The sequence below is a fragment of the Brevibacillus fluminis genome (assembly GCF_052072235.1).
Lineage (GTDB): Bacteria > Bacillota > Bacilli > Brevibacillales > Brevibacillaceae > Brevibacillus_D > Brevibacillus_D fluminis_A.
Map to the genome: position 1 here is coordinate 43,895 of NZ_CM125436.1, position 25,675 is coordinate 69,569.

The window sequence follows — 25,675 nt, forward strand, 5'->3', positions numbered from 1 at the left end:
ATAGACGACTGGGGCGTTGCCGGCTGAGACAAGGAAAAGGCTTGTCCCAACGGGCAAACGAGGGAACCTAGAGAAAGAGGGTTGTCGATGAGTACGATTATGGTCGTGGAAGATGATGCCAAAATTGCAGAATTACTGCAATCCCATATAGAAAAATACGGTTATCATGCTGTAGTCGCGGATGATTTCGGAAAGGTGTTCGAGCTGTTCCAAAAAATTCGGCCCGACCTTGTTTTGCTTGATATCAATCTTCCCAGCTTTGACGGGTATTATTGGTGCAGGCAGATCCGGCGCGTGTCGACCTGTCCCATCATCTTTATTTCCGCACGCACGGGGGAGATGGATCAGGTGATGGCGCTGGAAAACGGGGCTGACGATTACATCACGAAGCCGTTTCACTACGAGCTGGTGATGGCCAAAATCCGCAGCCAGCTGCGGCGCAGTGTCGGCGAATACGCTCCGAAGATGGAGGAACGCACGGTTGAGGTCGAGGGGCTGGTGCTCTATCCGGAGCGGATGGAGGTTCATTGGGGCGGCCACCTGCTCGAGTTGAGCAAAAAAGAGGCGCTGCTGCTGGAGCTGCTGATGAAGCGCTCTCCGCGCGTGACCAGCCGGGAAGCGCTGCTGGATAAGCTGTGGGATGACCAAAACTTTGTCGATGAAAATACGCTCAATGTCAATGTGGCCCGCGTCCGTAAAAAATTGCAGGAAGCCGGGATTGAGGGGGCAATCGAGACGGTGCGGGGAGCAGGCTACCGTTTGGTCGTGACGTGGAGGGAGGATGCATGAAGCTTTTTTGGCGAGAGCATCTTCCGTTGCTGCTGCTGCAAACGGTCATATTGTTTTTTGTCCTGCTGATCTATTGGCTGGATGGGTATCGGAATTTGCCAACGGCGCTGTATAGCGTCTTTTTTGGCTATTTTTTGCTTTCCGGCTACTTGTTGTACCGGTATGTCACGCATAAATCGTTTTACAAACGTCTGTCCGAGCCGATGGAAATCTGGACGGAACGCAATCGGCGGAAAGAGGCGGCGCCTTTGCCGCAGGCGCTTTTTGAACTGCTGGACTCCCAGTACAGACGGTATCAGGAGCAGATTCATACCTATGAACGCAAACAACGGGAGCACGTCACATTTATGAACCAATGGGTGCATCAGATGAAGACCCCGCTATCGGTCATCCATCTCACTGTGCAGGAAGAGGATGACCCCCGTCTGGAAAGCATTCGGGAAGAGGCGGATCGGATTGGCAAAGGCTTGGAGATGGTGTTGTATATGTCCAGGCTGGATACATTTGAGCATGACTTCCGGGTGGAGTCTGTCTGTCTCAAAAATATCGCCAACGACGTCATTCACGAAAACAAGCGTCTGTTTATTCGCCATTATGTGTATCCGAAAGTGGAGATCGAAGAAGGGCTGACGGTTCATACCGATGCGAAATGGCTGACGTTCATCGTGAATCAGCTGATCACCAATGCCATCCGCTATTCATCGGGGACGCGGGAAAACATTGTGGTTTCCGCTCATCTGCGCGGGGACGACACGGTCCTCGAGATCCGTGATCGAGGCGTCGGCATACCCAAAATGGACCTGAAGCGAGTATTTCGCCCCTTCTTTACAGGAGAAAACGGTCGAAAGTTCAGCGAATCGACCGGTATGGGTTTGTATTTGGTCAAAGAAGTGTGCGACCGGTTGGGACATTCGGTCGAATTGGAATCGGAACAAGGCGTGGGGACAACCGTGCGCATCGTTTTCCGGCGAATGGAGTCATAATGCGCCGGATGCCGGTAGGAAAACTTTCTGCCATGTTTATGATTTGATGGAGAAAAGGTGTACTTGGGGGCTGTCTTTCCTCAACTGGATAGGTTTATCGCTTGCTTAGCATCTCTTTCTTTGATATGATTACTTTGCTGTGCTAGACGGGGAGGTTGCGGTGCCCTGTAACCTGCAATCCGCAATAGCAGGGTTGAATTCCTGTCAGAGGAGTTCTCATGTGAGGCTGCCTTGTAGGGGCGGTGTTGAGGAGCGGGTCCTGTGCGACGCGAACCCATGAACCTGGTCAGGTCCGGAAGGAAGCAGCCATAAGTGGTATTTCGCGTGTGCCGCAGGGGTGCCTGCTCTGAGCTGGCCCTACAAGTAACGCTTGGATGGGATTTTTCAATGGCAGGTGCACAGCATCCTACTAGAACGATAAGCGGTTTGTCCTTTTGGGCAGGCCGTTTTTTATTTTTGAAGAATCGATAAAAAGTTTCATCGAATGGCATGGAAAACATCGATGCGCCACTAAACGTGGCGTTTTTTGTTAGATTGTGGCGGATGCCCCCGAAACATTTTCCTGCCGCACAAGACTTGATGCGGAAGGGCTTACAATACCGTTTGACGAATTTTCAAGAAAAGTTTGACTGAATATTCGAATACGAGTTGGGGGGGCAACGGATGCGTTCGTTACAATCTTTGCAGCAACGGTTTGCCGAGAAGTTGACCGCTTCACCACATCTTGGGGTAGTGCTACTTGATCAGGATGCGCATCTTGTGGAAATCAGTCAGATGGCTTGTAAAATTTTGGGGATCAACCGGGCTGAGGTTATCGGAAAGCATATTGATCAGGCATTCGCCGGGATTCCAGAAGATAATCGCCTGGTGCAGAGGGAGCTGCTCGCCGGAGTCAAAGTACATAATCAAGCAATTTCCTGGACCAACAGCAATCAGCGCTATGAACTTTTGGTCGATTCCAATACCCTCCACAACGAGGAGGGCGAATGCATCGGCGCTTACGTGCTGTTTAAAGACATTACCAACCTTCGATCTTTTGAGCAAAAAATCGAAAGAAGCGACCGCCTGGCCATGATCGGCCAAATTGCCGCCGGCACCGCGCATGAAATACGCAATCCGCTCACGTCGATCAAAGGATTTTTGCAAATGTTTCTCAAGTCGTTTACGGAAAGCGGAATGGAGCGGGAGCGTTCCTATACGGAAATCATGTTGACGGAGATTAACCGGATCAATGCGCTGGTCAGCGAATTCCTTTTGTTGAGCAAACCGCGCGATGTGCAATACTCGCTGGTAGACCTGAACACGGTGTTTGCCGAGATTTTGCCGATCGTGGAGAGCCAGGCGCTGCTGCACGGAATCGAGGTGCAGTATCTGGCAGGTGATTTGCCGCTGGTGGTCGGGGATACCGAACTGTTGAAGCAGGTTTTTCTCAACATTTGCAAGAACGGTTTGGAAGCGATGGGGAAAGAAGGGGTACTGTCGATCGATCATCATATCGAGCCGGATTCTGACCGGATCAGCATCAATATTCATGATAATGGGCCGGGAATCCCGCTTTACGTCATCGATAAAATATTTGATCCGTTTTTCACCACAAAAGACGAAGGGACGGGCTTGGGTCTGTCTGTTTGTCAAAAAATCGTGCACGATATCGGAGGGCAAATTCGCATCTCATCGAAGGGATACGGTACGACCTTTCATATTCTCCTGCCGTATCTGTGACGATGTCCCTTCCCCGCGCGGGAGGGGCATTTTTTTTCGGTTGTCCGCACAAAAGCATGCGCTGCGCCACCGCGTTTGTTTGAAAATGGCATACGGTATAGTATAATAAATTAGATATATTCTTGGCTGTACCGAGCAAACGGGACAGATTGGAAGTGGCAAAAATGGCGTATACAGCGCTTTACCGGGTGTGGAGACCGCAAACTTTCGGGGATCTCGTGGGGCAGTCGCACGTAACGACGACGCTTCGCAATGCGATCCGTGAAGAACGACTTTCACACGCCTATTTGTTTAATGGACCGCGTGGAACAGGGAAAACCAGTGCGGCCAAAATCATGGCGAAAGCAGTAAACTGTGAACAGCCGCAGGATGGGGAGCCATGCAATGAATGCCGGGCATGCCGCGCGATTACAGATGGCGCGGTGACCGATGTCCTGGAAATTGACGCAGCCTCCAACCGCGGTGTGGAAGAAATTCGGGATATTCGCGACAAGGTAAAATTTGCGCCGAGCGATGTGACCTACAAGGTGTACATCATTGACGAGGTGCATATGCTGACCACGGAGGCCTTTAACGCTCTGCTCAAAACCTTGGAAGAGCCCCCGTCGCACGTGCTGTTCATCTTGGCAACGACCGAGCCGCATAAATTGCCGGCGACGATTATTTCGCGCTGTCAACGTTTTGACTTTCACCGGATCTCCTTGCGGGAGACCGTTGGCCGTTTGCGGCATATCTGTGATTCACAGCAGGTTGAAGTAGAGGAGCAGGCCCTGCAGCTTGTGGCCAAAAAGGCCGAGGGCGGGATGCGCGATGCGTTGAGTCTGCTGGACCAAGCCATCAGCTACAGCGGGACGAAAGTGACGCTTGGCGATATTATCCAAATTACGGGCACGGTCTCGCAAACGTACTTTTCCGTGCTGGCCAAGCTGATTGCCGAGCAGGATGTCTCCGGTGTCATGGAGCAATTTGATCAGGTGATGGTGCAGGGGAAAGACCCCGAGCAATTTTTGCACGATTTCATGTTTTATTATCGCGATATGCTGTTGGCGAAAACAGCGCCGAAGCTTCAGGAAATTGTCGAGCGGGCGATGGTGGACGAACAGTTCATGCAGGTCGCGGAACAATATTCCGTACCGCTGCTGTACGAGGTCATCGAATCGTTGAGTCAAGCCTTGACCCAATTGAAGTGGTCGACCTATGCACGCGTGCTGGTCGAGCTGACGTTGGTGAAGCTGTGTCAGCCGACAGGGAAGCAAGCAGCAAGCTTGGTGCAGGCGTCCGCGCAGGCAGAAGCGGCATCGTCGGATGAGGTCCAGATTTTGACCAGGCGGGTGGCGATGCTTGAGGAGAAGATCACGCAACTGCTTTCCGGCCAAGTGGTGGGAGCAGGCGCAGCACCGGCTACAGCCGAAAAAGCGAAAACGCGTGAGCCGCGCAGAACGGCTTCCTCACTGGGCGGAGCGCGCGCGCCGATCGCCAAAGTGCGTGACGCGGTTCGTTCGATCGATGAAGGGTTGACCCAGCGGGTACGCGGCTCCTGGAGCCAGATTTTGAACGAGATCAAAAAGATCAAAATCCAATACCAGGCTTGGATCGTGAACGGCACGCCGGTGGCAGCCAGCCAGGATGCGCTCATTGTCGTCTTTACCAGCTCGATCCACTGCGAGAAAACGATGGAGGCCGAGCTGAGGAGCGTCGTCGAGCGAACGGTACAGCTCGTATGCGGCAAGCCGCTGGCGCTTTTGTCCATCATGGAGGAAGAATGGCAGGAGTTGCAGGTGCAGGTGGGTGAGCCTGAGGCTGCCAAGGAAAAAAATCCGGATGAACCCGATCCTTTTGTCGCAGAGGCGCTTAAACTTGTAGGAGAGCATTTGTTAGAAATCAAAGACTAGCTGAAAGCGGGGAATTTACCATGAAAAACATGCAGCAAATGATGAAACAGGTTAAGAAAATGCAAGAAGATATGCAAAAAGCCCAGGAGGCGCTGAAAGAGCAGTTTGTAGAGGCATCTGCAGGCGGCGGAGCTATTACGGTGAAGGCCAACGGGCACAAACAAATCGTAGCGATCACAATCAAGCCGGAAGTCATCGATCCGGAAGATGCGGAAATGCTGCAAGACCTGGTTTTGACCGCGACAAACGAAGCGCTGCGTAAAGTGGATGAGCTGACTGCCAAAGAAATGGGACGTTTTACAGGCGGTATGAACATCCCAGGCTTGTTCTAGGAGAACGATCATGTTCTATCCGGAACCCGTCTCCAGGCTTATTGAAGGCTTTATGAAGCTGCCGGGGATCGGTCCCAAAACGGCGGCGAGACTGGCGTTCTTCGTGCTGAACATGAAGGAGGACGATGTGCTCGATTTGGCCAAAGCGCTCGTCAACGCCAAGCGCCAGCTTCATTATTGCTCGGTTTGCAATAACATTACCGATGTTGATCCTTGCCACATCTGCAGCGACAAGCGGCGGGATGCATCGATCATTTGCGTCGTCCAGGAGCCGCGGGATGTGGTGGCAATGGAAAAAACGCGCGAATTCCAGGGGCAATATCATGTTCTCCAGGGCGCGATCTCGCCGATGGACGGAATCGGGCCGGAAGACATCCGCATCCCCGATCTGCTGAAGCGGATTGGAGCCGATGAAACGGTCAAGGAAATCATCCTGGCGACCAATCCCAATGTCGAGGGAGAAGCGACGGCGATGTACTTGTCCCGCTTGATCAAGCCATTCGGCATTCGTGTCACGCGAATTGCACACGGCTTGCCGGTGGGCGGGGATCTGGAATACGCCGATGAGGTCACATTGACCAAAGCTTTGGAAGGACGACGTGAAGTCTAATACAAAAGGAAAAGGACAGGGGGAAATCCCTTGTCCTTTTTTTAATCTCTGTGGTTCTCTGCAATATTAACAATTTCTTAATACCGACTTAACTTCACCTTCATCCTAACAAACTACTATTACAAGTGTGAAAGGCAGAAGCAATCAAACACTCTTGTAAGGGGGCTTTATCTTGAAGAAGTTTTCAACCGCTTTGTTTGGATGTGTTCTCTCCGTTGGTTTACTGTTGGCTGGATGCGGCAATACACCTGCGCCAGCTAGCCAAGAGTCGGCACCGGCTCAATCGGCGACTCCGGCACCAACACCTGCACCAGAACCAGCTAAGGCGGGTGCTCCGGTAACAGCAGTCGGTTCTACAGCATTGCAGCCTTTGGTTGAACAAGCTGCCAAAGACTTCATGGCGAAAAACGCAGGCGCGCAAATTCAAGTGCAAGGCGGCGGCAGCGGTACTGGCTTGAGCCAAGTAGCGAACGGCGCAGCGACGATCGGCAACTCCGACATTTTCGCTGAAGAGAAAAAAGGAATTCCTGCGAACGAACTCGTTGACCATAAAGTAGCGGTTGTTGGAATGGTTGCCGCAGTCAGTCCAAAAGTTGGCATCGATAACCTGACGAAACAGCAATTGATCGATATTTTCACAGGCAAAATCAAAAACTGGAAAGAAGTCGGCGGCGCAGACATGAAAGTGACGCTGGTGAACCGCGCGAAAAGCTCCGGTACACGCGCAGTCTTCAAAAAATTCGCCCTCGATGGCAACGAAGAAGCAGAAGGCATCACGGAGGATGCATCCGGCACCGTTCGCAAAATCATCAACGAAACACCTGGCGCAATCGGTTACCTGGCTCTCTCCTACATTGACGATTCGGTAAAAGCGCTGAAGCTGGATGGTGTCGAAGCGAAAAAGGAAACTATCGTAGACAACAAGTACCCTGTTTGGGCGTATGAGCACATGTATACAAAAGGCGAAGCTACTGACACGGCAAAATCGTTCCTCGATTTCATCCTGAGCGATGAAGTTCAACAAAAAACAGTAACAGACTTGGGCTTCATTCCAGTCACGGAAATGAAAGTAGAACGTGACGCGGAAGGGAAAGTTACACAAAAATAAGCAATGCTTGGCGAAGGCGGAATAATGGGAATCGAGGGGTAGCATACCCCTCATTCTCCATGTTCAGGTAAGGGGGGAATATGATGAATTCTCAGCAGGGGACAATTGTAGAGAAGAGTGTCATCAGTAAAGCCGGGGGTATTTCCAGCAGTGTCAATCAGACTGAGTTGAAACGCAAATTGCTGACAGCAAACAAAAGCCAGCAGATGGCAAGCTTCTTTGGTCGGTTGTACACGATGGTTGCAGCAGGACTTTTAATCGTTGTCGTACTTTCCATCACGTATTTTATTGCTTCAAAAGGTTTGTCCACGTTTTTTGTCGATAAGGTAAGCTTTTCGGAATTTTTGACTGGGACCAAATGGGACCCGGAGGATGACCCTGCTTCCTATGGAGCGCTTTCGTTTATTCTTGGTTCGTTTTTTGTGACTGCGTTGGCAGCGATCATTGCCGCGCCATTGGGAATCGGCGCAGCGATTTTTATGACAGAGATTTACCCGAAGTTTGGGAAAAAGGTGTTGAAGCCCGTAATCGAGCTGTTGGTCGGGATTCCATCTGTTGTATACGGCTATATAGGACTTACCGTTTTGGTACCTTTCATTCGTGATAGATTCGAAGTGCTTGGCTTCAGCTTGCTGGCCGGGGGTATCGTCCTGGCGATCATGATTTTGCCGACGATCACGAGCGTCGCAACGGACGCGATCGAAGCGGTTCCGCAAGATATTCGCAATGCGTCGCTGGCGCTCGGTGCAACCCGTTGGCAAACGATTTGGAATGTTGTTCTCCATAGTTCACGACCTGGCTTGCTCACAGCGGTTGTGCTGGGGATGGCTCGCGCATTCGGTGAAGCGCTCGCCGTGCAGATGGTTATCGGGAACACGCTGAAGCTGCCCGGCTCTTTGCTCGACCCGATCAGCACGCTGACAAGCGGAATTACGCTGAACATGGGGAATACGATCCAGGGGACGCCTTACAACAATGCCCTGTGGAGCATGGCGTTGCTGCTGCTCTTGATGTCCTTTGCGTTTATTGCAATCATTCGGATTCTGGGGAGAAAGAAGTTGGTGCATAAATGAGTGCGAAAGCAATGGACCGCGTAGCGACGGTTATTCTGATGACATTTGCGGTTTTGATCATCGGTCTTTTGATCGGTTTGATCGGCTTTATCCTGACACAAGGGTGGCATAAGCTTTCCCTCGATTTCATCACCTCTGCGCCTGATTTGGTCAATGCGGGCGGCGGGATCGGTCCGCAGCTCTTCAATTCGCTTTACCTGCTGGTGCTGACCATGATCATTTCGCTTCCGCTCGGCCTGGGTGCGGGAATTTATATGGCGGAATATGCGCCAGACAACAAATTCACGCAATTCATCCGCATTAGCATCGAGGTTTTGTCCTCGCTGCCATCGATTGTGGTCGGTCTGTTTGGTCTCCTCGTTTTCGTAACGATGACAGGCTGGGGATATACGCTGCTTTCCGGTGCGCTTGTCCTGACCGTCTTCAACCTGCCGCTGATGGTGCGGATCATTGAGGATGCCATTCGCAATGTGCCGCAAAATCAGAAGGAAGCAAGTCTGGCTCTTGGTATCACCAAGTGGAAAACGATTATTTCGGTTGTGCTGCCTGCAGCATTGCCAGGGATTATTACGGGAACGATTCTGGCTTCGGGCCGGATTTTTGGTGAAGCGGCAGCCTTGCTGTTTACAGCCGGCATGTCTTCGCCGGACCTGAATTTCCACGATCCGAGCTTCAGCAGCCCGACATCACCGCTCAACCCGCTCCGTCCAGCCGAGACATTGGCGGTGCATATTTGGAAAGTAAACAGCGAAGGCTTGACGCCGGATGCGCGAGATGTCGCTGATGGCGCTGCTGCGATTCTGGTCATTGCTGTGCTGGTGTTCAATTTGTCCGCGCGATGGTTCGGCAAATGGATTTATCGGAAAATGACGTCCGGTGCGTAACATCGAGAGGGATGGTGATGAAAGTTAAATGAACACACTTGTCGAAAAAGATGTTGTCATTCAAGCAAGAGACCTGTCTGTCTCCTACGGTGAAAAAAAGGCGGTCAAAAATATCAATCTCGATATCCAGCGCAATTCGGTAATGGCGTTTATCGGCCCATCCGGCTGCGGCAAGTCGACGTTTTTGCGCAGCATCAACCGGATGAACGATCTGATTCCTTCCTGCAAGGTGACCGGTTCGATCGAAATCGACGGGATTGCCATCAACGATCCGAAGGTGAATATCGAGGCGCTGCGCGAGATCGTGGGCATGGTGTTCCAACGGCCCAACCCGTTCTTCAAATCGATTTATGAAAATATCGCGTTCGCGCCCCGATTCCACGGCATCAAAGGGAAGGCACAGCTCGATGAGATTGTGGAACAGAGCCTTCGCAAGGCAGCGCTCTGGGATGAAGTGAAGGATCGCCTGCATGCATCCGCCTTGTCGCTTTCAGGCGGTCAGCAGCAGCGGCTGTGCATTGCGCGCACGATCGCGGTTCGCCCCTCCATCCTGCTTTTGGACGAACCAGCGTCCGCGCTTGACCCGATCTCCACGATGAAGATCGAGGAGCTGATTACCGAACTGAAGGAAGAGTACACGATCGTCATCGTCACGCACAACATGCATCAGGCTGCACGAATATCCGATCAGACGGCGTTCTTCCTGATGGGGGAGCTGGTGGAAGTAAACGACACGTCAACACTGTTTACCAACCCTGCGGATAAAAAAACAGAAGAGTATATTACAGGACGTTTTGGTTGATGGAAACACCGGCACACAAGAAGATGCCGGTGTTTTTTTTTGGTTTGAGCGAATTAGTATAATTTTTCAGCAAAATTTCCAAGATAATATTCACCGGACTGACTCGGAGAGTTATATAATCGAGATTTAGATGACTCTTTTTTGCGAAAAAGACGACCCGCGGGAAAAAGTGCGACTTTTTTGCGTGGACAAACATATAGTGAAGTAGGAGCGTGAAGAGATGCAAGTACGACTGGGGCTGCAACCTGAGCTGCATCCGCGAAAGGAACGGGCGGTGACATGGGCGGTATGGATGCTCGGTGCCTATCTGCTTCAATTCGTTGTGGAGTGGGCCTTTATTCGTTTTACAAAGGACGAGCATGGCCAATGGATGGCCTATACGGTGGAAACCCCAGAGGGATGGCTGAATGCCGCATTGATCATTTCCTTGCTGTTCGGACTTGTCTGTGCCGTCGGATTCGTCTGGCGATTCTTTCGCAGGGAGCGCCTCCACAGCGCCCTGTGGCAGGGCCAAGGTTTGACGGGGACCGATTTTCTCTATACGCTCGCGTGGCTGCAGGTGTTGTTGGTTGCTCAATATGTGGTGTACGGCTTTTTCGTCGCGTTTCCGATTTTTCCGGAAGGATCGGTAGGAGGTTTGCTCGAATCGGCATCGTTTCAACTCAGCATCCTGCTGATCGCTGTTTTTCAGTATTGGGGAAGATGGGCCGATCTGGGTTTTCGCAAACCGAAAAATATCGGACGCCTGGTTGTGATGCTGATCTTGCTGATGGGATTCATTCTGTTTGTGCTGGACATGTTGATCACAACGCCGCTTTCCCAGTTTTTTGACCTTTCGCTCGTATCGGAGCGGCAGGATCAGATTGAATCGGAAATCATGCAGGCCAAGTCATACGACTGGGTGCATGGCGTGATGTCCATTCTCATGACAGGCGTGTTGGTGCCGATCGCCGAAGAGATTTTGTTCCGCGGCGTAATCCAGACGAGCCTTGTCAAACGATGGGGTGCTTTCTGGGGGATTGCGATCAGCAGCGTCTGGTTTGCCTCAGTGCATATCGATATCGCCCTGTTTGTGCCGCTGTTTACGATCAGCTTGGCAATCGGTTATTTGCGCCACCGGTTCAACAGCATTTGGGGCGCCATTATTCTGCATAGCTTGAACAATTTGGTCAGCGTCATCTTTTATTTCAACTAAAAGGCGATAAGAGGGGCGGGGTACCGTGAAATGGTGGAAGCGGAAGGATGCGGAGGCGCACAGGGAGGAACGCCCTCCCTTATGGTCTCTGCCGGAAGCGGTCGAGCAGGCAAAGCGCGATTGGCAAAATGCGCATCATTTCATCAACGGTTCTGAGCGGGATGTCCAAATCGACAACGGCATTTACTACTTGAAGCTCACGGAGAAACGATACATGTTCCTTTTGCAGCAGGCGCGCCGTGAGCGGGGGTTGTAATCGTATAAGAATTTATAAGTGCTTGCGCTTATAAATTCTGGAGCGGAAGAAAAACTTCCACAGATCGAAGGATCTGCTTCTTGAAAAGACTTCTGAAAGAAGTTTTTCTTAGCAATCCAGTACAGGAGGGGCCAGTATGGGATTGGAATGGGGCATAGGGATTGTGATCGTTGGTTTTCTGTTGGTCGTCGCGGCGAGCAAATCGGTGACCAAACCGCTGCGCTGGGCCGGCGTGCTGGCTCTGCAATTCGTCATCGGCGCCGTGCTGCTGTTTTTCGCCAATATCATCGGAGAGATGGCGGGGTATCATATCCCGATTAATCCGGTGACCGCATTTTTGACCGGTTTTTTGCGCATTCCCGGTGTTTTGGCAATGGTGGTTATCAAGCTGTATTTCGTTTAGCCGTCTGTCAGCATAAAGGAAATGGTGGCGCTGTCGTATTTGATCCGGCAGCGTTTTGGTTTGCCAAGCGACATGACTAGCGCGGCAAGGCGCGGTATACAGAGAACAAGAGAGCCTAGCACGAGCGCAATCCCGTAGCCTGGCGGAAGCCAAACGTATAGCGCAGCAGCGGCAAGCAGGCTGCCTGCGCAGACGGTGAACTCGACCCCGCGAAAAAAGGAAAGGGATACCGGCACTGGCGTCGATACGCCCCACCACGGCGAGAACAGCATGACGAGCGAGAGCTTGGCGGTATGCGAGTGCGCGTAGGCGTAGAGACGATACAGAAAAAAGTGCAAAAATGGCACAGCCGCCACAACGGATAAGGAAACGAACAATTTGCCAAGCGGAATCGCCGTCAAGCGCGCCGCCGCAAACAAGCCGATGAGCAGAAGCAAAAATTGGATAGCTGGCCCGATCAGCCGCCAACGCAGTCGGAAAAGAAGCTTGTAGCTGTAAATCGTCTGTTCTTTCATAAGGCCCCCTTTCATTGACAGAGCGGAAAAGTGGAATTATAATGAGTGCATAAATGAGAATGATTATCAAGAAATGAATGAAAGATGCGTTTGCTTCTGTCTCCATCGTACCGTTTACGGGAGAAAGGAAGCAAGACTCATCATAAAAACGGGTCGGTGGCACTGCCATCGACTTTGTCTTGGATGATGGAGCGAAAACATCGTATGAACCTATTGATTACCGGTGGAGCCGGCTTTATTGGCGCGAATTTATGCAGATTTCTTTTGGAGCAGCACAAAGCGGAGCGAGTGATCGCGGTCGATTCGTTCCATTCTTACTACGATCCGGCGATCAAACGCAAACGGATCGCTCTACTGGAGAAGCTACCCGGATTTTGCCTGGCTGAAACAGACATTTTGGACACGGCTGCGATGAGTCAGCTGATGGAAAAGGAAAAACCCGATGCCATCATCCACCTTGCTGCTATTCCGGGTGTGCGCGGTTCGCTCGATGATCCGCTGCGTTACGTCGACGTTGACGTCAAAGGGACCGTACAAATGCTCGAACTGGCTCGCAAGCACGGGATTGCTAGAATCGTGGCAGCGTCTTCCTCATCCGTATACGGCGAAAGGGCGGTTGATCGTTCTTTTCGCGAAAGTGAACCCGATTTGAATCCGATCTCGCCCTACGCAGCCAGCAAAGCAGCGGCGGAGCTGTTTTGCCGGACATATACGCAGCTCTATGGGATGCATGTGACGGCGCTCCGGTTCTTCACGGTGTACGGACCGGGTCAGCGTCCCGACATGGCGATCTCCAAATTTGTGAAAAGCATCATGGAGGACAAGCCGATTACCGTATACGACCTGCAATCGGTCCGGGACTATACGTATGTCGATGACATCGTGCGCGGGATTTGGGCCGCCCTGCAGCATGCAAACGGCTGGCAAGTCTACAATTTGGGCAGCGGGCATCCGGTTAGCCTGTTGGAGTTGGTGCGTCTGCTGGAGCAAACGACGGGAAAATACGCACAGATGCAGCGGCACGGGGCACAGCTAGGGGATGTGAGCGGCACATGGGCGAATACCGAGCAAGCCCGCGAACGATTGGGTTGGCGCGCCGAGGTTTCTTTGCCGGATGGATTACGACGGTATGTTGAGTGGTGGTTGCGGCAATGAAGCGAAACGTTCTTTTTGGGGCGGCCTGGTGCCTGATCTTGGTCTCCGCATATTTGGCAGTGACCCAATTAAACGGGGCGGAATTATGGGAAGGCGCAAAGCGGCTGGCGGAGCATTGGTGGCTGCTTGTGCTGATGGCTGTATGCTATGCAGCCGCGTTTTGGCTGCGGAGCGTAGGATGGCAGATCCAAATGGGGAAAACGGAAGGCAAACGGGTAACCGTCGAGCAATTGTGGCTGTACCATCATATCGGGTTATTTTTGAACCATATTTTGCCGATCAAGGGCGGTGAGCTGGCCAGAGCAGGTTTGCTCAAAGCCAGGCACCAGCTGGATTGGGGGCAATCGCTTTATTCGGTCGGCGTGAACAGGCTGCTCGACATGAGCGCCTTGTTTGTCATCGCCTGCGTGACGATGTTTGCCATTGCGCCTGAGCTGCTCGCAACGTGGTTCGGCACGAAAAACAGCTTCACGCAGTTCGCTCCGCTCGCGGCGTTGGCGCTCGTTTACGCCGTTACACGCATGGCTAGACGCTATCAGGACAAGCTCCCGCCATTGGTCGGGAAGCTGCTGGCACAGCGGGCAAACGGAAAAGAATGGTGGCTGGCGTTTGCTTTCACCACTCTCGGTTGGATGCTTGAAGCGGTGGTGATCGGGTCGGTGGTGGTTGGTCTTGGCGGGAGCTTGAGTGCTGTTCAGGCCATGCTTGTCCACGTGCTGACGATCATGGGCCAAACGCTGCATGTGACGCCGGGCGGCATCGGCACCTATGAGGCGGTCATGTCGACCTTGCTTGTCCAGGTTGCCGGCAAAACGCTTGTTTTTGCCCTGCAGGCGGCCATTCTGTCGCACGGTTTTAAATTTTTGTATTCCTTCCTGATGGGCGGATATGCGGCTTGGCGGCTGTCGCTTTCACCGCTTCAGCTATACCGTCAGGCGAAGGAAGAAAGGGGAGGTGTCTCATGAAAAAAGCATCCCGGTTTGAAAAGGTGGCCGCGCGCTGTTGGAATGTCCTCAACGAAGGGAAGCCGTTTACGCCGGTGTTTATCATCGGCCTCTTTTTGCTTTATCACGCGGGAGAGTGGAGCCAGCTTTCCTTTTGGCAGGATGGAGGAATGGCGCTTCTCTGGACGCTGCCGCTTCTCGCGCTCTATTTTACCTATGATTTTCCCCTGCATTTGCGAACGTTTCTATGGGTTCCGTTCGCAGCGGCCTACTGGCTCTGGGGTGGCAGCGATTTATTTGGCCTGTTCGGGCTGGCTATCGGTCTTTATTTCTTTTTTACCGTCATCTTTTGGGGGACGATTTACTATCATTTGCGGATCGGGACGACCTTGTGGAATTTCACCCGGTTTTGGAAGCTGGTCTTGAAAAATAGCGATTCTACCAGCGGCAATGCCCAGGAGCAGATTCCCAAAGTTTTGACGCTGCTGGTGGTCATTGAGTCGGCGTTCCGGCTGCAGGCAGCCGGACATCAGGCGGCAGAATCGCTCGTTTACCTGTATTTTGCGGCAGCGGTTGCGCTGTTTAGCTACCTGGTTCACCGGCTGCTTTTTACATGGAAGCCGAAAGAGTATGAGACATACACACAAAATGCACCGGCCGATAAACCTTTGGCCAAAAAAGTGTATATGGTAGTCATAGATGGCTGCAATAAAGACCGTCTGGAGGTGGCCAGCTCGCCGTTTTTGGACTGGCTCAAGGAGAACGGGACCGAGTTCCGGAATATGGAGACGGTTTACCCTGCCCGGACGGTTGTCTGCTTTTCGTCCATGTTTACCGGGACATACCCGCGCTATCATGGAATCAAGAGCAACATGGTCTACAAGCACGGCATCAATACGGAAAGTATTTTTGACAGCCTGCGGGCGATCGGCAAAAAAGGAATCATGTTGGCGGTTGCCCATCTGGTTGACGCGTTTGGCGACGATGTTTACACGTACACGGCGGTGACCAAAAACGATGTGGTCGACGCCCAAATCATCAATCGTGCAAAGCAGATCGTTGAGGAAGAAAATCCGGATTTGCTGATCGTGCAGCTGATCTCGACCGACCAGACCGGACACAGCCGCGGCGTATTTTACGATGAGTATTTGGAGAAAATTGCGGAGGCAGACGCGCTGGTCGCTGATTTTTATGAATGGTTGAAAGCGCGCGGCGAGCTGGAGGATGCCGCTTTCATCGTATGCGCCGATCATGGACAATCCGATGGGATCGGAGGGCATGGCCATTTGGATGAAGGCGAGCGGTTCGTACCGTTTATCATGCATGGGCCGATGATCGCAAAAGGAGTCAAGGTGGATTCCTGGCAATCGCTTGTCAGCGTTGCGCCAACGATCGCCTATCTGATGGGGGCTCCGTATCCGAAAGAAGCCCGCGGGCCTGTATTAACCGATGCGATTGCACCTTCCACTTTGCAAACAGGAGAGAAAACGAATGGCAGAGCAGATTCTTTACATCGTCATTCCGGCGCGTAACGAAGAAGGTGCGATCGGCGAAGTAATTCGTAAAGTACCGAGAAGCTTTCACCCCGCTGTGCATGTGAAAGTGATGGTGGTTGACGATGGCTCAACCGACAGGACCGTCGAGGTGGCACGCGCTGCCGGGGCTGATGACATTTATACGATGCCGACCAATACCGGACTGGGGGCTGCTGTCCGTTCCGGATTGCGGGAGGCGTACGAACGCGGAGCCGACTATGCGGTGATGATCGACGCGGACAACGAGTATCCTGCAGAGCAGATTCCCGAGTTGGTTGCCCCGTTGCTTGATGATGAGGCGGACTATGTGATGGGTTCCCGTTTTATGGGCACAATAAAAGGAATGAAAGTGCATCGGCGCTGGGGCAATTATGTGTTCACCCTGATCCAGATGATTTTGCTGCGTCGCTTTATTTATGACGGGCAATCCGGCATGCGGGCATTCTCGCGGGCTGCACTGGCTGATTTGGAGATCATCCATGACTATAATTACGCCCAGGTGATGACGCTTAATCTTGTACGCAAAGGCTATCGGATGAAGGAAATCCCGATTCGCTACCAGGTGCGGACGACAGGCACCTCATTTATCCGGTTTTGGGCTTATCTGTCCAAAGTGATTCCGGCAATCTGGCGCGAGATGAGACGTCCCGTTCATCCGGGAATTCGGCGTACGGCAAAAGGGGGCCGCACATTCCTTGTGTCAACGGAAGCTGAGGCTGATTACATCTACAACCAACAAAAAAACGCCAAGTAGTCTCACGGGACTGTTTGCAAAATGGGACATCGAGCTGATTTCCTCCACGCAGGCCAATGGAGCGGCCGCAGACGGCATGGTGGTAAGTGGAGAGGGAGCAGAGGTGGAGGCGGTGTTTTTGCCTGACCTGGTTCTGGAGCGGCAGCTCCCGTTCCTGATCCTGGTGTTTGGGGAAAGCGATTCGATTCCGCCTGGCTTGGCAGATGAACTCCAGCGAAAATATGCGGCGCATCCTGTTGAAGTGGTGCGCTTTTTTCTTATGCCAAGCGGCAATCGGGCGATCATCGGCGGCGAGCCGGAAGGCCATTGGGTTGCCTGCCTGCGCCGCCTTGCCGCACGCGAGGGGATCATTTCCCTGGTCTGTGCGCGGACCGAGGTGGATGAGATCGCCTGGCAGCTGGACAACTATCTGCGGCTGAAACAGCGCTTCTATTTGCACATGGCGCGGCGGTATGAAGCAGGATCGGCCCGCCTCGAGATTGTCTCCCAAGCGCTCGGGATGGACGAGCGAATTGGACAAGGCTGGCTGTATCAAGACGGGCTGGGCAAAAGACGCATGAAGGAAATCGAACGGTGGCTGCAAAATAAAATGAAAGCAGCGCTGACGCGATTTCGTCCGCAGCGCGTGGTCGTTTGCGGATCGTACGAGCAAATTGACAGCCTGACCGCATGGCTGGCAGAACAGGAACCGCGAATTCAGACATGCGCGTATGCTGTCGATTTTCCGGAAAACACGAATGAAGAGGAAGGCAAAACCTTGATGCGCCGTTCATTGCCGGAGCTTTTGCACGATGCCGAGCTGCTGGTCATCGCTGGCGCAGACAGCGCGCTGGAAGAGCTTCATCTGGAGAGATTGACACAGCAAATGAAGCATCCGACCGTTATTGACGCACTTTCCTTGTTTCCTGTGGAAGAGGCGAAGCTATTCGGGATTACTTACATCACGTATGGGCAAAACACGAACGATAGGAATGAAAATTATACTGGAAGGAAATAATGGATGGTAGAATAAGGAAGGGAGTCGGCGGTGGTCATGATGCAAGTAGCCCATCAATGCATCGTCTGCGGTGAAGCACGCTCAGCCGGGATCGCGATTTGCGATCAGTTTATTTGCCAGGCTTGTGAACAGGAGATGGTGAAGACGGATGTGGACGACGCGAAATATCCGTTTTTCATCAGACAGATGAAGCAAATTTGGTTCAAGATGGATGCGTAAACGGTGGCATCGGCTAAACGGCTGATGCCCGTTTCCTTTTAACAAGCCTGTCCGCGGCGTGTTACAATAGACCCACAACGAATAAAAGGACGTGACGCAGTAGTGGGACATCGGACAGATGCATTTTGGGAGCGGCAAAAAAGGACGCCGTTGTATGACGCATTGGTCGCGCATCAAAAAAGCCGGCCGCACTCCTTTCACGTGCCCGGGCACAAATTCGGCGCCAGCTTTGATGAAGTGGGCAAACATCGATTTGCCGATCTGCTCGCGCTGGATGTGACGGAAATTACAGGGATGGACGACCTGCATCAACCCGAAGGAGTGATCGCGGAGGCCCAGAGGTTGGCTGCTGAGGCGTTTGGGGCGGATGAGACGCGTTTTCTCGTCGGCGGCAGCACAGCCGGCAACATGGCGTTGATCATGGCTGTCTGTAAGCCCGGTGACAAGATCGTCGTGCAGCGCAATTGCCATAAGTCGGTGTATCATGGGCTGATGCTGGCGCGGGCCAATCCGATTTTCATCGTGCCTGCCGTCGATCCCGATACGGGCGTGGCCGCCGGTTTGCGCCGCGAAGATGTCGAACGCGCGCTGCAAGCACATCCTGATGCAAAGGCGGTTTTCTTGACCAATCCTACCTACTACGGAATGGGCATCGACTTGGTCAAAATGGCGGCGGCCGTCCACCGGCACGACATTCCTCTGCTGGTCGATGAAGCGCACGGCGCGCATTATGGGTTCCATCCAGCTCTGCCGCCTTCCGCCATGCAGTGCGGAGCGGATGCCGCCGTGCAGTCGACGCACAAAATGGCGACTTCCATGACCATGTCGTCCATGGTTCATATAAAAGGCACGCGGATCAACAGGCAGCGATTGAATCGGGCGTTGGCGATGATTCAATCATCCAGCCCATCCTATGTACTCATGGCTTCACTTGATCTGGCCAGACGACATACGATGTTGGAAATGGGCAAAGAAATCGATCGGGTGCTGCCGAGACTGACTTGGCTGCAGGAGCGTCTGTCTGACGTTCCGTGGCTCTTTGTTCCGGCGATGACCGATCATTACGTATACGCGACACGCGATCCGCTCAAGCTGCTGCTGTCATTGCGCACGAGCGACCTGAACGGATACCAGCTTCAGACACATTTCGAGAATCGCGGCGTTTTTCCCGAATTTGCACAATTAACGCATGTTCTGCTCGCGGCATCGACAGGAACTCGCGACGAAGATGTAGAACAAGTATGGAAATCGGTCGAGGCAATGTCGGCGCGCCCGCTGCGTGTCGAGCATGAGTGGACGCAGCCAGGCGTGTTGGCCTCCAGCTTCTTGCGCGAGCAGGTGATTGCCATGCACGAAGCTGTCGACCGGCCTCGCGAGCAGATCGCTCTGGAAGACGCGCAAGGACACATCTGCGCGGAAATGGTGATCCCTTATCCGCCGGGCATTCCGCTTCTTGTCCCGGGTGAACGGATTGACGAGCAAGTGTTGCAGCTTATTTCCAAGCTTCGCGACGGGGGCGCCAGATTTCACGGAGTGAACGATCCGAGTCTTGCCAGCATCGAGATCATCGCATGAGGGGGAACGCAATTTTGACAGGTTTATTCATCACCTTCGAAGGCCCGGATGGGGCTGGCAAAACGACGCAGGTAAAGGCGTTTGCCGAAAAGCTCGCCAGCATGGGACACGAAGTGGTTCTGACAAGAGAGCCGGGGGGGACAGCGATCAGCGACAAAATCAGAAGCTTGATCCTGGACCCGGCGCATACAGAAATGGCCGATTCGGCCGAAGTGCTGCTTTACGCGGCTTCCCGCGCGCAGCATGTGCAAGAAAAAATCAATCCCGCTTTGAACAGCGGCAAATTCGTCGTATGCGACCGATTTGTCGAAGCCAGCATCGCGTACCAGGGATATGGCCTGGAAATCGAGCTGGAGCAAATCAAACGAATCAATCAGTTTGCAACAGGCGGTCTGATTCCGGACCGGACTTATTTACTGGACCTTTCCGTAGCGGACGGGCGCGAACGACTGAAGGCGCGCACCGGTCTGGACCGAATTGAGCAAAAGGGAGCCGCTTACCACGAGCGCGTCCGCCAAGGATTTCTGGAGATTGCCAAAGAGCATCCGCAGCGCATCCGCGTAATCGATGCGAGTCGGTCGGTCGAGGAGATGGCCGAAGAGATTTTTGCAGATTTCACACGTTGGCTCACGGAAAAGAATGAACCTGTAACGAGACTGAAAGGGTGAGAGACTATGAAAATGGTAATTGCCGTCGTCCAGGATAAAGATAGTGCACTGTTGTCCCAAACATTGGTGAAGCAAGGATTTCGCGCGACAAAGCTGGCGAGTACAGGCGGTTTTTTACGCGCAGGAAATACAACCTTTTTGATCGGTACCGATAACGAAAAAGTGCCGGATGTCATCGACATCATTCAAAAAAGCTGCAAATCGCGCAAGCAGATGGTTACACCTGTCTCGCCGCTTGGCAGCACGGTCGATTCTTTCATGCCGTACCCGATGGAAGTGCAAGTCGGCGGAGCGGCGGTATTCGTTTTGGATGTTCAGGATTTTCATTCCTTTTAAAAAGTAGAGGTTACGAATCATGACTTGGGACTCATTTACGGAGCAGCCGCGTGTGGCCGATCTTCTGGCGGGAAGCTTGCGGCATGACCGTCTGGCCCATGCGTATTTGTTCGCCGGCCCCAAGGGTGTCGGCAAAAAGCGAATCGCCCTCCATTTGGCAAAAGCGATCTTTTGTGTCAATCTCTCTGCGGACGCTTGCGGCGCGTGTGTCCAATGCCGCCGCATCGACGCAGGGAATCATCCAGATGTTCACTATATCTCACCGGATGGTGCTTCGATTAAAATTGATCAAGTGCGGGCTTTGCAAAAAGAGATGGCGATGCGGGCCGTCGAATCGTCGCACAAAGTATACGTGATCGAGCATGTCGATAAAATGACGGTGCAGGCAGCCAACAGTTTGCTTAAATTTTTGGAAGAGCCGCCGGCAGGCGTCGTCGCGTTGCTTTTGACGGAGAATGCGCATTCGATTCTGCCGACGATTCTATCAAGATGCCAAACCATTTCGTTTGCCCCGCTGCAGCCGGAAGTGATCACGCAAAGGTTGATAGCGGAAGGAATCGCATCGGGTCTGGCGCAAGTGGCTTCCCAGATCACTGCCAATCTCGACGAGGCGCGTGTGCTTTGCCAATCAGATTGGTTTGCACAGCTAAGAAATGTAGTGATACAATTGACGCAGGAACTCAAACAGCGCAATTCACAGGCTCTGTTTACCATACAAGATTTGTTTTTGAAGCATGATAGATTTAAGGAGGCACTGCCCCTCTTTCTGGATTTGCTCATCCTTTGGCTGCGCGATATCTTGTACGTGCAAGCGGGCCGACAACAGCGTCTCATTAATGGCGACCAACAGGATGTGCTCCAAGGACAAGCTTTGATTTGGACCAAGTCGGAGCTCTTGCATGGAATCGAGTTGGTCATGGATACAAGAAATCGGATAGAGCGTAACGCTAATCCTCAATTGGCGTTTGAGCGGTTGGTTCTCCAAATCCAGGAGGGATAACCTTGTATGAGGTCGTAGGCGTCCGCTTTAAAAAGGCGGGCAAAATATATTATTTTGACCCTGAACAACTTCCTGTCGAGAAAGACCAGCACGTGATTGTGGAGACAGCGAGAGGGATCGAGTACGGCAAGGTCGTGATTGGACGCAAGACAGTGGCGGATACCGATGTCGTTCTACCGCTGAAGAAAGTCATCCGCATTGCAGACACAACGGACGCAAGACAGGTCGATGAAAATAAAGCAGCAGCGAAGAATGCTTTTTCCGTTTGCCAGACCAAAATAAAAGAGCACAATCTTGAGATGAAGCTGGTCGATGTCGAATACACCTTTGACCGGAACAAGATCATCTTTTACTTTACTGCAGATGGCCGCGTGGATTTTCGCGAGCTGGTCAAAGATTTGGCTTCCGTGTTCCGCACCCGAATCGAACTGCGTCAGATCGGCGTGCGCGACGAGGCAAAAATGCTCGGAGGGATCGGCCCCTGCGGTCGCTTGCTGTGCTGCTCCACTTTTTTGGGCGATTTCGAGCCTGTTTCCATCAAGATGGCGAAGGACCAGAGCCTTTCGCTCAATCCGGCGAAAATCTCCGGGTTATGCGGCCGCTTGATGTGCTGCTTGAAGTACGAAAACGATAATTATGAAGGCACCAAGGATGAGATGCCGGAAATCGGGCTGAGCGTCGGAACGCCGATGGGGCTTGGCAAAGTAGTGGGCGTCAACATCCTTGAGAATTCGGTGCAGGTCGAGCTGTTTGAAGCAGGCCGTGTCATGGAGTTTTCCCTCGACGAAATTACCACCGGATATGCGGTTGGCTAAAGTAACGCTTGACGATCGGTAAGCGGGGAAGAGGTGGAGAAGTGGATCGACGTGATATCTTCGTCAAGATGGCGAGTATCGAAGAGAGAATCGGCGCTTTGTATCGGGAAATAGGCGAGTTAACAGATGTCGTTGTCGCCTTGATAGAAGAAAACGGACAATTGCTTGTAGAAAACGAACACCTGCGCAACCGTTTGGATAAGCAGCAGCCAACACAACGCGCACAGACAAGCAAACCGTCCAGAACGGCGACCCATGCCGCCGCCACGCTGTCGAAGCAGCAAAAAGTGGTTGGCGAAGGTTACGATAACTTGGCCAGGCTGTATGCGGAAGGCTTCCACATTTGCAATGTGCATTTCGGCAGCCTCCGTAAAGAAAAGGAAGATTGCCTGTTTTGCCTCTCGCTCTTGAGCGGCGGAGGAAGCAACCATAAGTAAGCAAGTAGCGCGACCTGACCTTTGTGTAAAGGCAGGTCGCTTTTTCAAATAGCGGATCATTCAAGAGGAAAAAGGAGCAAGAGAGCAGCGATGGAAGCAAGCAGGCAAGTCCCTTTGTACGAAACGGAACGTATCGACGATTTATTGACCCACGATTTGAAAATCATCCAAAGCCATGAAGTCTTTTGCTTTTCCATGGATGCAGTCTTGTTGGCTCGCTTTGCCTCTGTGCCGAAGCGGGGGAAAGTGGTCGATCTGTGCACAGGGAACGGGGCGATTCCGCTGATTATGAGCACGCGAACGCCAGAGGCCGTGTTCGATTGCGTTGAAATTCAGGAAAGACTGTATGATATGGCCAAGCGGAATATGGAGCTGAACAGCCTCTCACACCGAATTCATCTGCACCATGGCGATGTGAAGAACGCCGTAGAGCTGTTGGGGCATGGCTGCTATGACCTGATTACGTGCAACCCTCCCTATATGCCGGCAACCAGCGGCGAAAAAAACATAAATGAGCACAAGGCGCTTGCCCGCCACGAGATTTTGCTGAATCTGGAGGATGTCATCCGGGTCAGCAGCCGACTGGCGAAAAACGGGGGGAAAATCGCGCTGGTGCATCGGGCGACGCGCCTGATCGATATTATTACGTTGATGCGCCAATACGATGTAGAGCCGAAACGAATGCGTCTGGTTCATCCCCGGCGCGACGCCGAGCCAAACATGGTGCTGATCGAAGGGATGAAAGGCGGGAAGCCGGAGCTGCGAATTCAGCCGCCGCTGGTGGTGTATGAGCAGGGAGAGGAATACTGTGAGGAATTGTACGAAATGTATTACGGAAAGCGAGATTCCCTTGCATAAAGGGCATTTTGTCTACATATTGCTTTGTGCAGACGGATCGCTCTATACCGGATACACAACGGAGCCAAAGCGGCGGCTGCGCCAGCATGAAGAAGGCAAAGGGGCGAAATATACCCGCGGCCGCGGTCCGTTTCAGTTGGTCTATTTGGAGGAAGGCAGCGACCGTTCCTGGGGGCTATGCCGTGAAGAGGCAATCAAGAGGCTGAGCCGCGAAAAAAAGGAATGGTTGATAAAGGAAGGTGGCACACGTGGGCGTGCAAGTGCAGAAAAGCTTTGAAAAGGAGCGGCAGAGCGGCGTGCTGTATCTGGTTGCCACACCGATCGGCAACCTGGACGATATGACCGTTCGGGCGTTGAATACATTAAAAGAGGTCGATGTGATCGCTTGCGAAGATACTCGTCAAACCCGCAAGCTGCTCAATCACTTTGAAATCGACAAACGGTTGGTCAGCTATCATGAGCATAACAAGGAGACGAGCGGCAACGGGCTGCTGCAATGGCTGGCTGAGGGCAAGCAGATCGCGCTGGTCAGCGATGCGGGGCTTCCGGCCATTTCAGATCCGGGCGCGGATCTCGTGCGCGATGCGGTTTCCGCAGGGTATGCGGTCGTACCGATCCCTGGAGCGAATGCGGCGCTGTCTGCGCTCATTTCATCAGGGCTGCCGACAGAGCGATTTTTGTTCGTCGGGTTTTTGCCGCGCGACAAAAAGGAGCGGGAGAAGGAGTTAAAGCGGTTGAGCTTCTACCCCGAAACGCTTCTGTTTTATGAAGCGCCGCATCGGATTGCCAAAACGCTCGGTGCCATGCGGGAAGTATGGGGAGAACGCCAAGCGGTACTGGCGCGCGAATTGACGAAACGGTATGAGGAGTTCGTGCGCGGGACATTGGGCGAACTGCTTGATTGGGTAGAGTCCGGCGAAGTGAGAGGCGAGTTCTGCATCGTGGTGGAAGGCGTTACGGAAACGCTCGAGCCTGTCAGGGAAGCGGACGTATGGTGGAGCGATATGACCTTGAACGAGCATGTCGAGCACTATGTGGCGAACGGCATGACAACAAAGGACGCGATCAAGACGACTGCAGATGACAGAGGTATGGCGAAGCGCGAAGTGTACAAACTGTACCACAGCGAAGAATGAAACAAAAGACCGTCAACGCTTGTCCCAAAAGGGAGCGCTGGCGGTCTTTCTCTATGTGAAAAGCTTATTTTACAGCCTTTTCGTTCAACAGTTCAGCCAGTTCGCGGACGCATTCTTTGCTGATCATTTTGCCTTTGTAGTAAACCAAGTCTTCTGCGTTGCCGCTGAAAATACATGCAGGTTCATATTTTTTCAGGATAATGCGCTCACCATCAACAAAAATTTCCAAAGCGTCTTTCTCAGCGATGCCCAGAGTGCGGCGGAGTTCAATTGGAATCACCACGCGACCCAATTCGTCAACTTTACGTACAATCCCAGTAGATTTCAACATTTTTTGTCTCCTCCCTAAAGTAGCAATGTTTTATGAAAATCTCTTACTCTTTTTATCGTCAATATTCGACAATTTACTTCTTTTTCATCATACCAACGATTCCCAAAGGTGTCAATATATTATTTACAGTTATTAGAATATTAGGATGTTCCTATCTGCGCTATCTTTTCGTTAGTTTTGATAACTACAATAACTCATCAGGTTATTCGCTGTCTATAGCAGATGATTTAACAGGGGGCGGATTTTTCAATAAAAGGTATTTTACTATAAAAAATAGGTTTGTATGTTTTTGTCGATTCGACACGATTTGTCGAATAATATTTTTGTTCGTTCGACAAGAAAATTGGGATG

The 25,675-nt window shown here is 52.4% G+C and carries 29 protein-coding genes, 1 other RNA gene and 1 pseudogene; 29 read left to right on the forward strand and 2 right to left on the reverse strand.

The window, feature by feature from the left end:
* Positions 1-87 precede the first annotated feature (87 nt).
* The 14 genes and pseudogenes from ACTID9_RS00185 (at position 88) to ACTID9_RS00250 (ending at position 12,049) form a co-directional block, all read left to right on the forward strand.
* Positions 88-789 (forward strand): response regulator transcription factor, encoded by a 702-nt coding sequence (locus ACTID9_RS00185; RefSeq protein ID WP_441069122.1) that lies wholly within the window; start codon positions 88-90, stop codon positions 787-789.
* A complete protein-coding gene (locus ACTID9_RS00190) occupies positions 786-1,772 on the forward strand; it encodes a sensor histidine kinase (protein ID WP_441069124.1) in 987 nt (328 codons plus the stop codon). Before ACTID9_RS00185 ends, ACTID9_RS00190 begins: the two co-directional genes overlap by 4 nt.
* A 137-nt stretch (positions 1,773-1,909) precedes the next feature.
* Positions 1,910-2,174: signal recognition particle sRNA large type (gene ffs, locus ACTID9_RS00195), an RNA gene on the forward strand.
* A gap of 273 nt (positions 2,175-2,447) precedes the next feature.
* A pseudogene (locus ACTID9_RS00200) lies at positions 2,448-3,494 on the forward strand (ATP-binding protein); the annotation flags it as partial.
* A 164-nt stretch (positions 3,495-3,658) separates the two neighbouring features.
* A complete protein-coding gene (gene dnaX / locus ACTID9_RS00205) occupies positions 3,659-5,386 on the forward strand; it encodes a DNA polymerase III subunit gamma/tau (RefSeq protein WP_441069126.1) in 1,728 nt (575 codons plus the stop codon).
* Positions 5,387-5,406: 20 nt separating this feature from the next.
* Positions 5,407-5,718, forward strand: a complete 312-nt coding sequence (locus tag ACTID9_RS00210) for a YbaB/EbfC family nucleoid-associated protein (RefSeq protein WP_441069128.1) — start codon at positions 5,407-5,409, stop codon at positions 5,716-5,718.
* A 10-nt stretch (positions 5,719-5,728) separates the two neighbouring features.
* Complete coding sequence (recR, locus tag ACTID9_RS00215; RefSeq protein ID WP_122920216.1) at positions 5,729-6,328, forward strand: recombination mediator RecR; 600 nt, start codon at positions 5,729-5,731, stop codon at positions 6,326-6,328.
* A gap of 172 nt (positions 6,329-6,500) precedes the next feature.
* Positions 6,501-7,436, forward strand: coding sequence for a phosphate ABC transporter substrate-binding protein (locus tag ACTID9_RS00220; RefSeq protein ID WP_441069131.1), 936 nt, complete (start codon positions 6,501-6,503; stop codon positions 7,434-7,436).
* A gap of 80 nt (positions 7,437-7,516) precedes the next feature.
* On the forward strand, positions 7,517-8,509 hold the full coding sequence (gene pstC / locus ACTID9_RS00225; protein WP_441069133.1) for a phosphate ABC transporter permease subunit PstC: 993 nt from the start codon (positions 7,517-7,519) through the stop codon (positions 8,507-8,509).
* The gene (pstA, locus tag ACTID9_RS00230) at positions 8,506-9,393 is read left to right on the forward strand and encodes a phosphate ABC transporter permease PstA (RefSeq protein WP_441069135.1); all 888 of its coding nucleotides are present in this window, start codon (positions 8,506-8,508) and stop codon (positions 9,391-9,393) included. The genes pstC and pstA overlap by 4 nt, the downstream gene beginning before the upstream one ends.
* A gap of 28 nt (positions 9,394-9,421) precedes the next feature.
* Positions 9,422-10,195 (forward strand): phosphate ABC transporter ATP-binding protein PstB, encoded by a 774-nt coding sequence (pstB, locus tag ACTID9_RS00235; protein ID WP_441069137.1) that lies wholly within the window; start codon positions 9,422-9,424, stop codon positions 10,193-10,195.
* 220 nt (positions 10,196-10,415) lie between these two features.
* Entirely contained in the window at positions 10,416-11,390 is a 975-nt protein-coding gene (locus tag ACTID9_RS00240) for a lysostaphin resistance A-like protein (protein WP_441069139.1), read from the forward strand.
* Positions 11,391-11,415: 25 nt separating this feature from the next.
* Positions 11,416-11,646, forward strand: coding sequence for a DUF2508 family protein (locus tag ACTID9_RS00245; RefSeq protein ID WP_441069141.1), 231 nt, complete (start codon positions 11,416-11,418; stop codon positions 11,644-11,646).
* 136 nt (positions 11,647-11,782) lie between these two features.
* A complete protein-coding gene (locus ACTID9_RS00250) occupies positions 11,783-12,049 on the forward strand; it encodes a pro-sigmaK processing inhibitor BofA family protein (protein WP_441069143.1) in 267 nt (88 codons plus the stop codon).
* Here the strand turns inward: ACTID9_RS00250 and ACTID9_RS00255 are convergent.
* Complete coding sequence (locus tag ACTID9_RS00255; protein ID WP_441069145.1) at positions 12,046-12,564, reverse strand: hypothetical protein; 519 nt, start codon at positions 12,562-12,564, stop codon at positions 12,046-12,048. The genes ACTID9_RS00250 and ACTID9_RS00255 overlap by 4 nt on opposite strands.
* Before the next feature lie 204 nt (positions 12,565-12,768).
* Between ACTID9_RS00255 and ACTID9_RS00260 the strand changes: the two genes are divergently transcribed.
* From ACTID9_RS00260 to rsmI, 15 genes are all read left to right on the forward strand, one after another.
* Entirely contained in the window at positions 12,769-13,719 is a 951-nt protein-coding gene (locus ACTID9_RS00260; protein ID WP_441069147.1) for an NAD-dependent epimerase/dehydratase family protein, read from the forward strand.
* Positions 13,716-14,684 carry a lysylphosphatidylglycerol synthase transmembrane domain-containing protein gene (locus tag ACTID9_RS00265; protein ID WP_441069149.1) on the forward strand — a complete coding sequence of 323 codons (969 nt, stop codon included), beginning with the start codon at positions 13,716-13,718 and terminating at the stop codon, positions 14,682-14,684. The genes ACTID9_RS00260 and ACTID9_RS00265 overlap by 4 nt, the downstream gene beginning before the upstream one ends.
* The gene (locus tag ACTID9_RS00270; protein WP_441069151.1) at positions 14,681-16,195 is read left to right on the forward strand and encodes an alkaline phosphatase family protein; all 1,515 of its coding nucleotides are present in this window, start codon (positions 14,681-14,683) and stop codon (positions 16,193-16,195) included. The genes ACTID9_RS00265 and ACTID9_RS00270 overlap by 4 nt, the downstream gene beginning before the upstream one ends.
* Positions 16,155-16,952, forward strand: a complete 798-nt coding sequence (locus tag ACTID9_RS00275) for a glycosyltransferase family 2 protein (protein WP_441069153.1) — start codon at positions 16,155-16,157, stop codon at positions 16,950-16,952. The genes ACTID9_RS00270 and ACTID9_RS00275 overlap by 41 nt, the downstream gene beginning before the upstream one ends.
* Positions 16,894-17,949 carry a hypothetical protein gene (locus ACTID9_RS00280; protein WP_441069155.1) on the forward strand — a complete coding sequence of 352 codons (1,056 nt, stop codon included), beginning with the start codon at positions 16,894-16,896 and terminating at the stop codon, positions 17,947-17,949. The genes ACTID9_RS00275 and ACTID9_RS00280 overlap by 59 nt, the downstream gene beginning before the upstream one ends.
* Positions 17,950-17,985: 36 nt before the next feature.
* A complete protein-coding gene (locus tag ACTID9_RS00285; protein ID WP_122920333.1) occupies positions 17,986-18,168 on the forward strand; it encodes a sigma factor G inhibitor Gin in 183 nt (60 codons plus the stop codon).
* A gap of 102 nt (positions 18,169-18,270) precedes the next feature.
* Positions 18,271-19,743, forward strand: coding sequence for an aminotransferase class I/II-fold pyridoxal phosphate-dependent enzyme (locus ACTID9_RS00290; protein ID WP_441069158.1), 1,473 nt, complete (start codon positions 18,271-18,273; stop codon positions 19,741-19,743).
* Positions 19,744-19,757: 14 nt separating this feature from the next.
* A complete protein-coding gene (tmk, locus tag ACTID9_RS00295) occupies positions 19,758-20,411 on the forward strand; it encodes a dTMP kinase (RefSeq protein WP_441069160.1) in 654 nt (217 codons plus the stop codon).
* Between the two features lie 6 nt (positions 20,412-20,417).
* Positions 20,418-20,747 (forward strand): cyclic-di-AMP receptor, encoded by a 330-nt coding sequence (locus ACTID9_RS00300; protein ID WP_122920230.1) that lies wholly within the window; start codon positions 20,418-20,420, stop codon positions 20,745-20,747.
* Positions 20,748-20,766: 19 nt separating this feature from the next.
* Complete coding sequence (gene holB, locus ACTID9_RS00305; RefSeq protein ID WP_441069162.1) at positions 20,767-21,747, forward strand: DNA polymerase III subunit delta'; 981 nt, start codon at positions 20,767-20,769, stop codon at positions 21,745-21,747.
* Positions 21,748-21,749: 2 nt separating this feature from the next.
* Positions 21,750-22,562, forward strand: a complete 813-nt coding sequence (locus tag ACTID9_RS00310) for a PSP1 domain-containing protein (RefSeq protein WP_122920232.1) — start codon at positions 21,750-21,752, stop codon at positions 22,560-22,562.
* Positions 22,563-22,603: 41 nt separating this feature from the next.
* The gene (gene yabA, locus ACTID9_RS00315) at positions 22,604-22,999 is read left to right on the forward strand and encodes a DNA replication initiation control protein YabA (protein ID WP_441069165.1); all 396 of its coding nucleotides are present in this window, start codon (positions 22,604-22,606) and stop codon (positions 22,997-22,999) included.
* 90 nt (positions 23,000-23,089) lie between these two features.
* Complete coding sequence (locus ACTID9_RS00320; RefSeq protein WP_441069167.1) at positions 23,090-23,857, forward strand: tRNA1(Val) (adenine(37)-N6)-methyltransferase; 768 nt, start codon at positions 23,090-23,092, stop codon at positions 23,855-23,857.
* Complete coding sequence (locus ACTID9_RS00325; RefSeq protein WP_441069169.1) at positions 23,787-24,134, forward strand: GIY-YIG nuclease family protein; 348 nt, start codon at positions 23,787-23,789, stop codon at positions 24,132-24,134. Before ACTID9_RS00320 ends, ACTID9_RS00325 begins: the two co-directional genes overlap by 71 nt.
* Positions 24,112-24,993, forward strand: a complete 882-nt coding sequence (gene rsmI / locus ACTID9_RS00330) for a 16S rRNA (cytidine(1402)-2'-O)-methyltransferase (protein WP_441069171.1) — start codon at positions 24,112-24,114, stop codon at positions 24,991-24,993. The genes ACTID9_RS00325 and rsmI overlap by 23 nt, the downstream gene beginning before the upstream one ends.
* Before the next feature lie 64 nt (positions 24,994-25,057).
* Here the strand turns inward: rsmI and ACTID9_RS00335 are convergent, their stop codons facing one another.
* Positions 25,058-25,324 carry an AbrB/MazE/SpoVT family DNA-binding domain-containing protein gene (locus ACTID9_RS00335; RefSeq protein WP_122920236.1) on the reverse strand — a complete coding sequence of 89 codons (267 nt, stop codon included), beginning with the start codon at positions 25,322-25,324 and terminating at the stop codon, positions 25,058-25,060.
* Positions 25,325-25,675 lie beyond the last annotated feature (351 nt).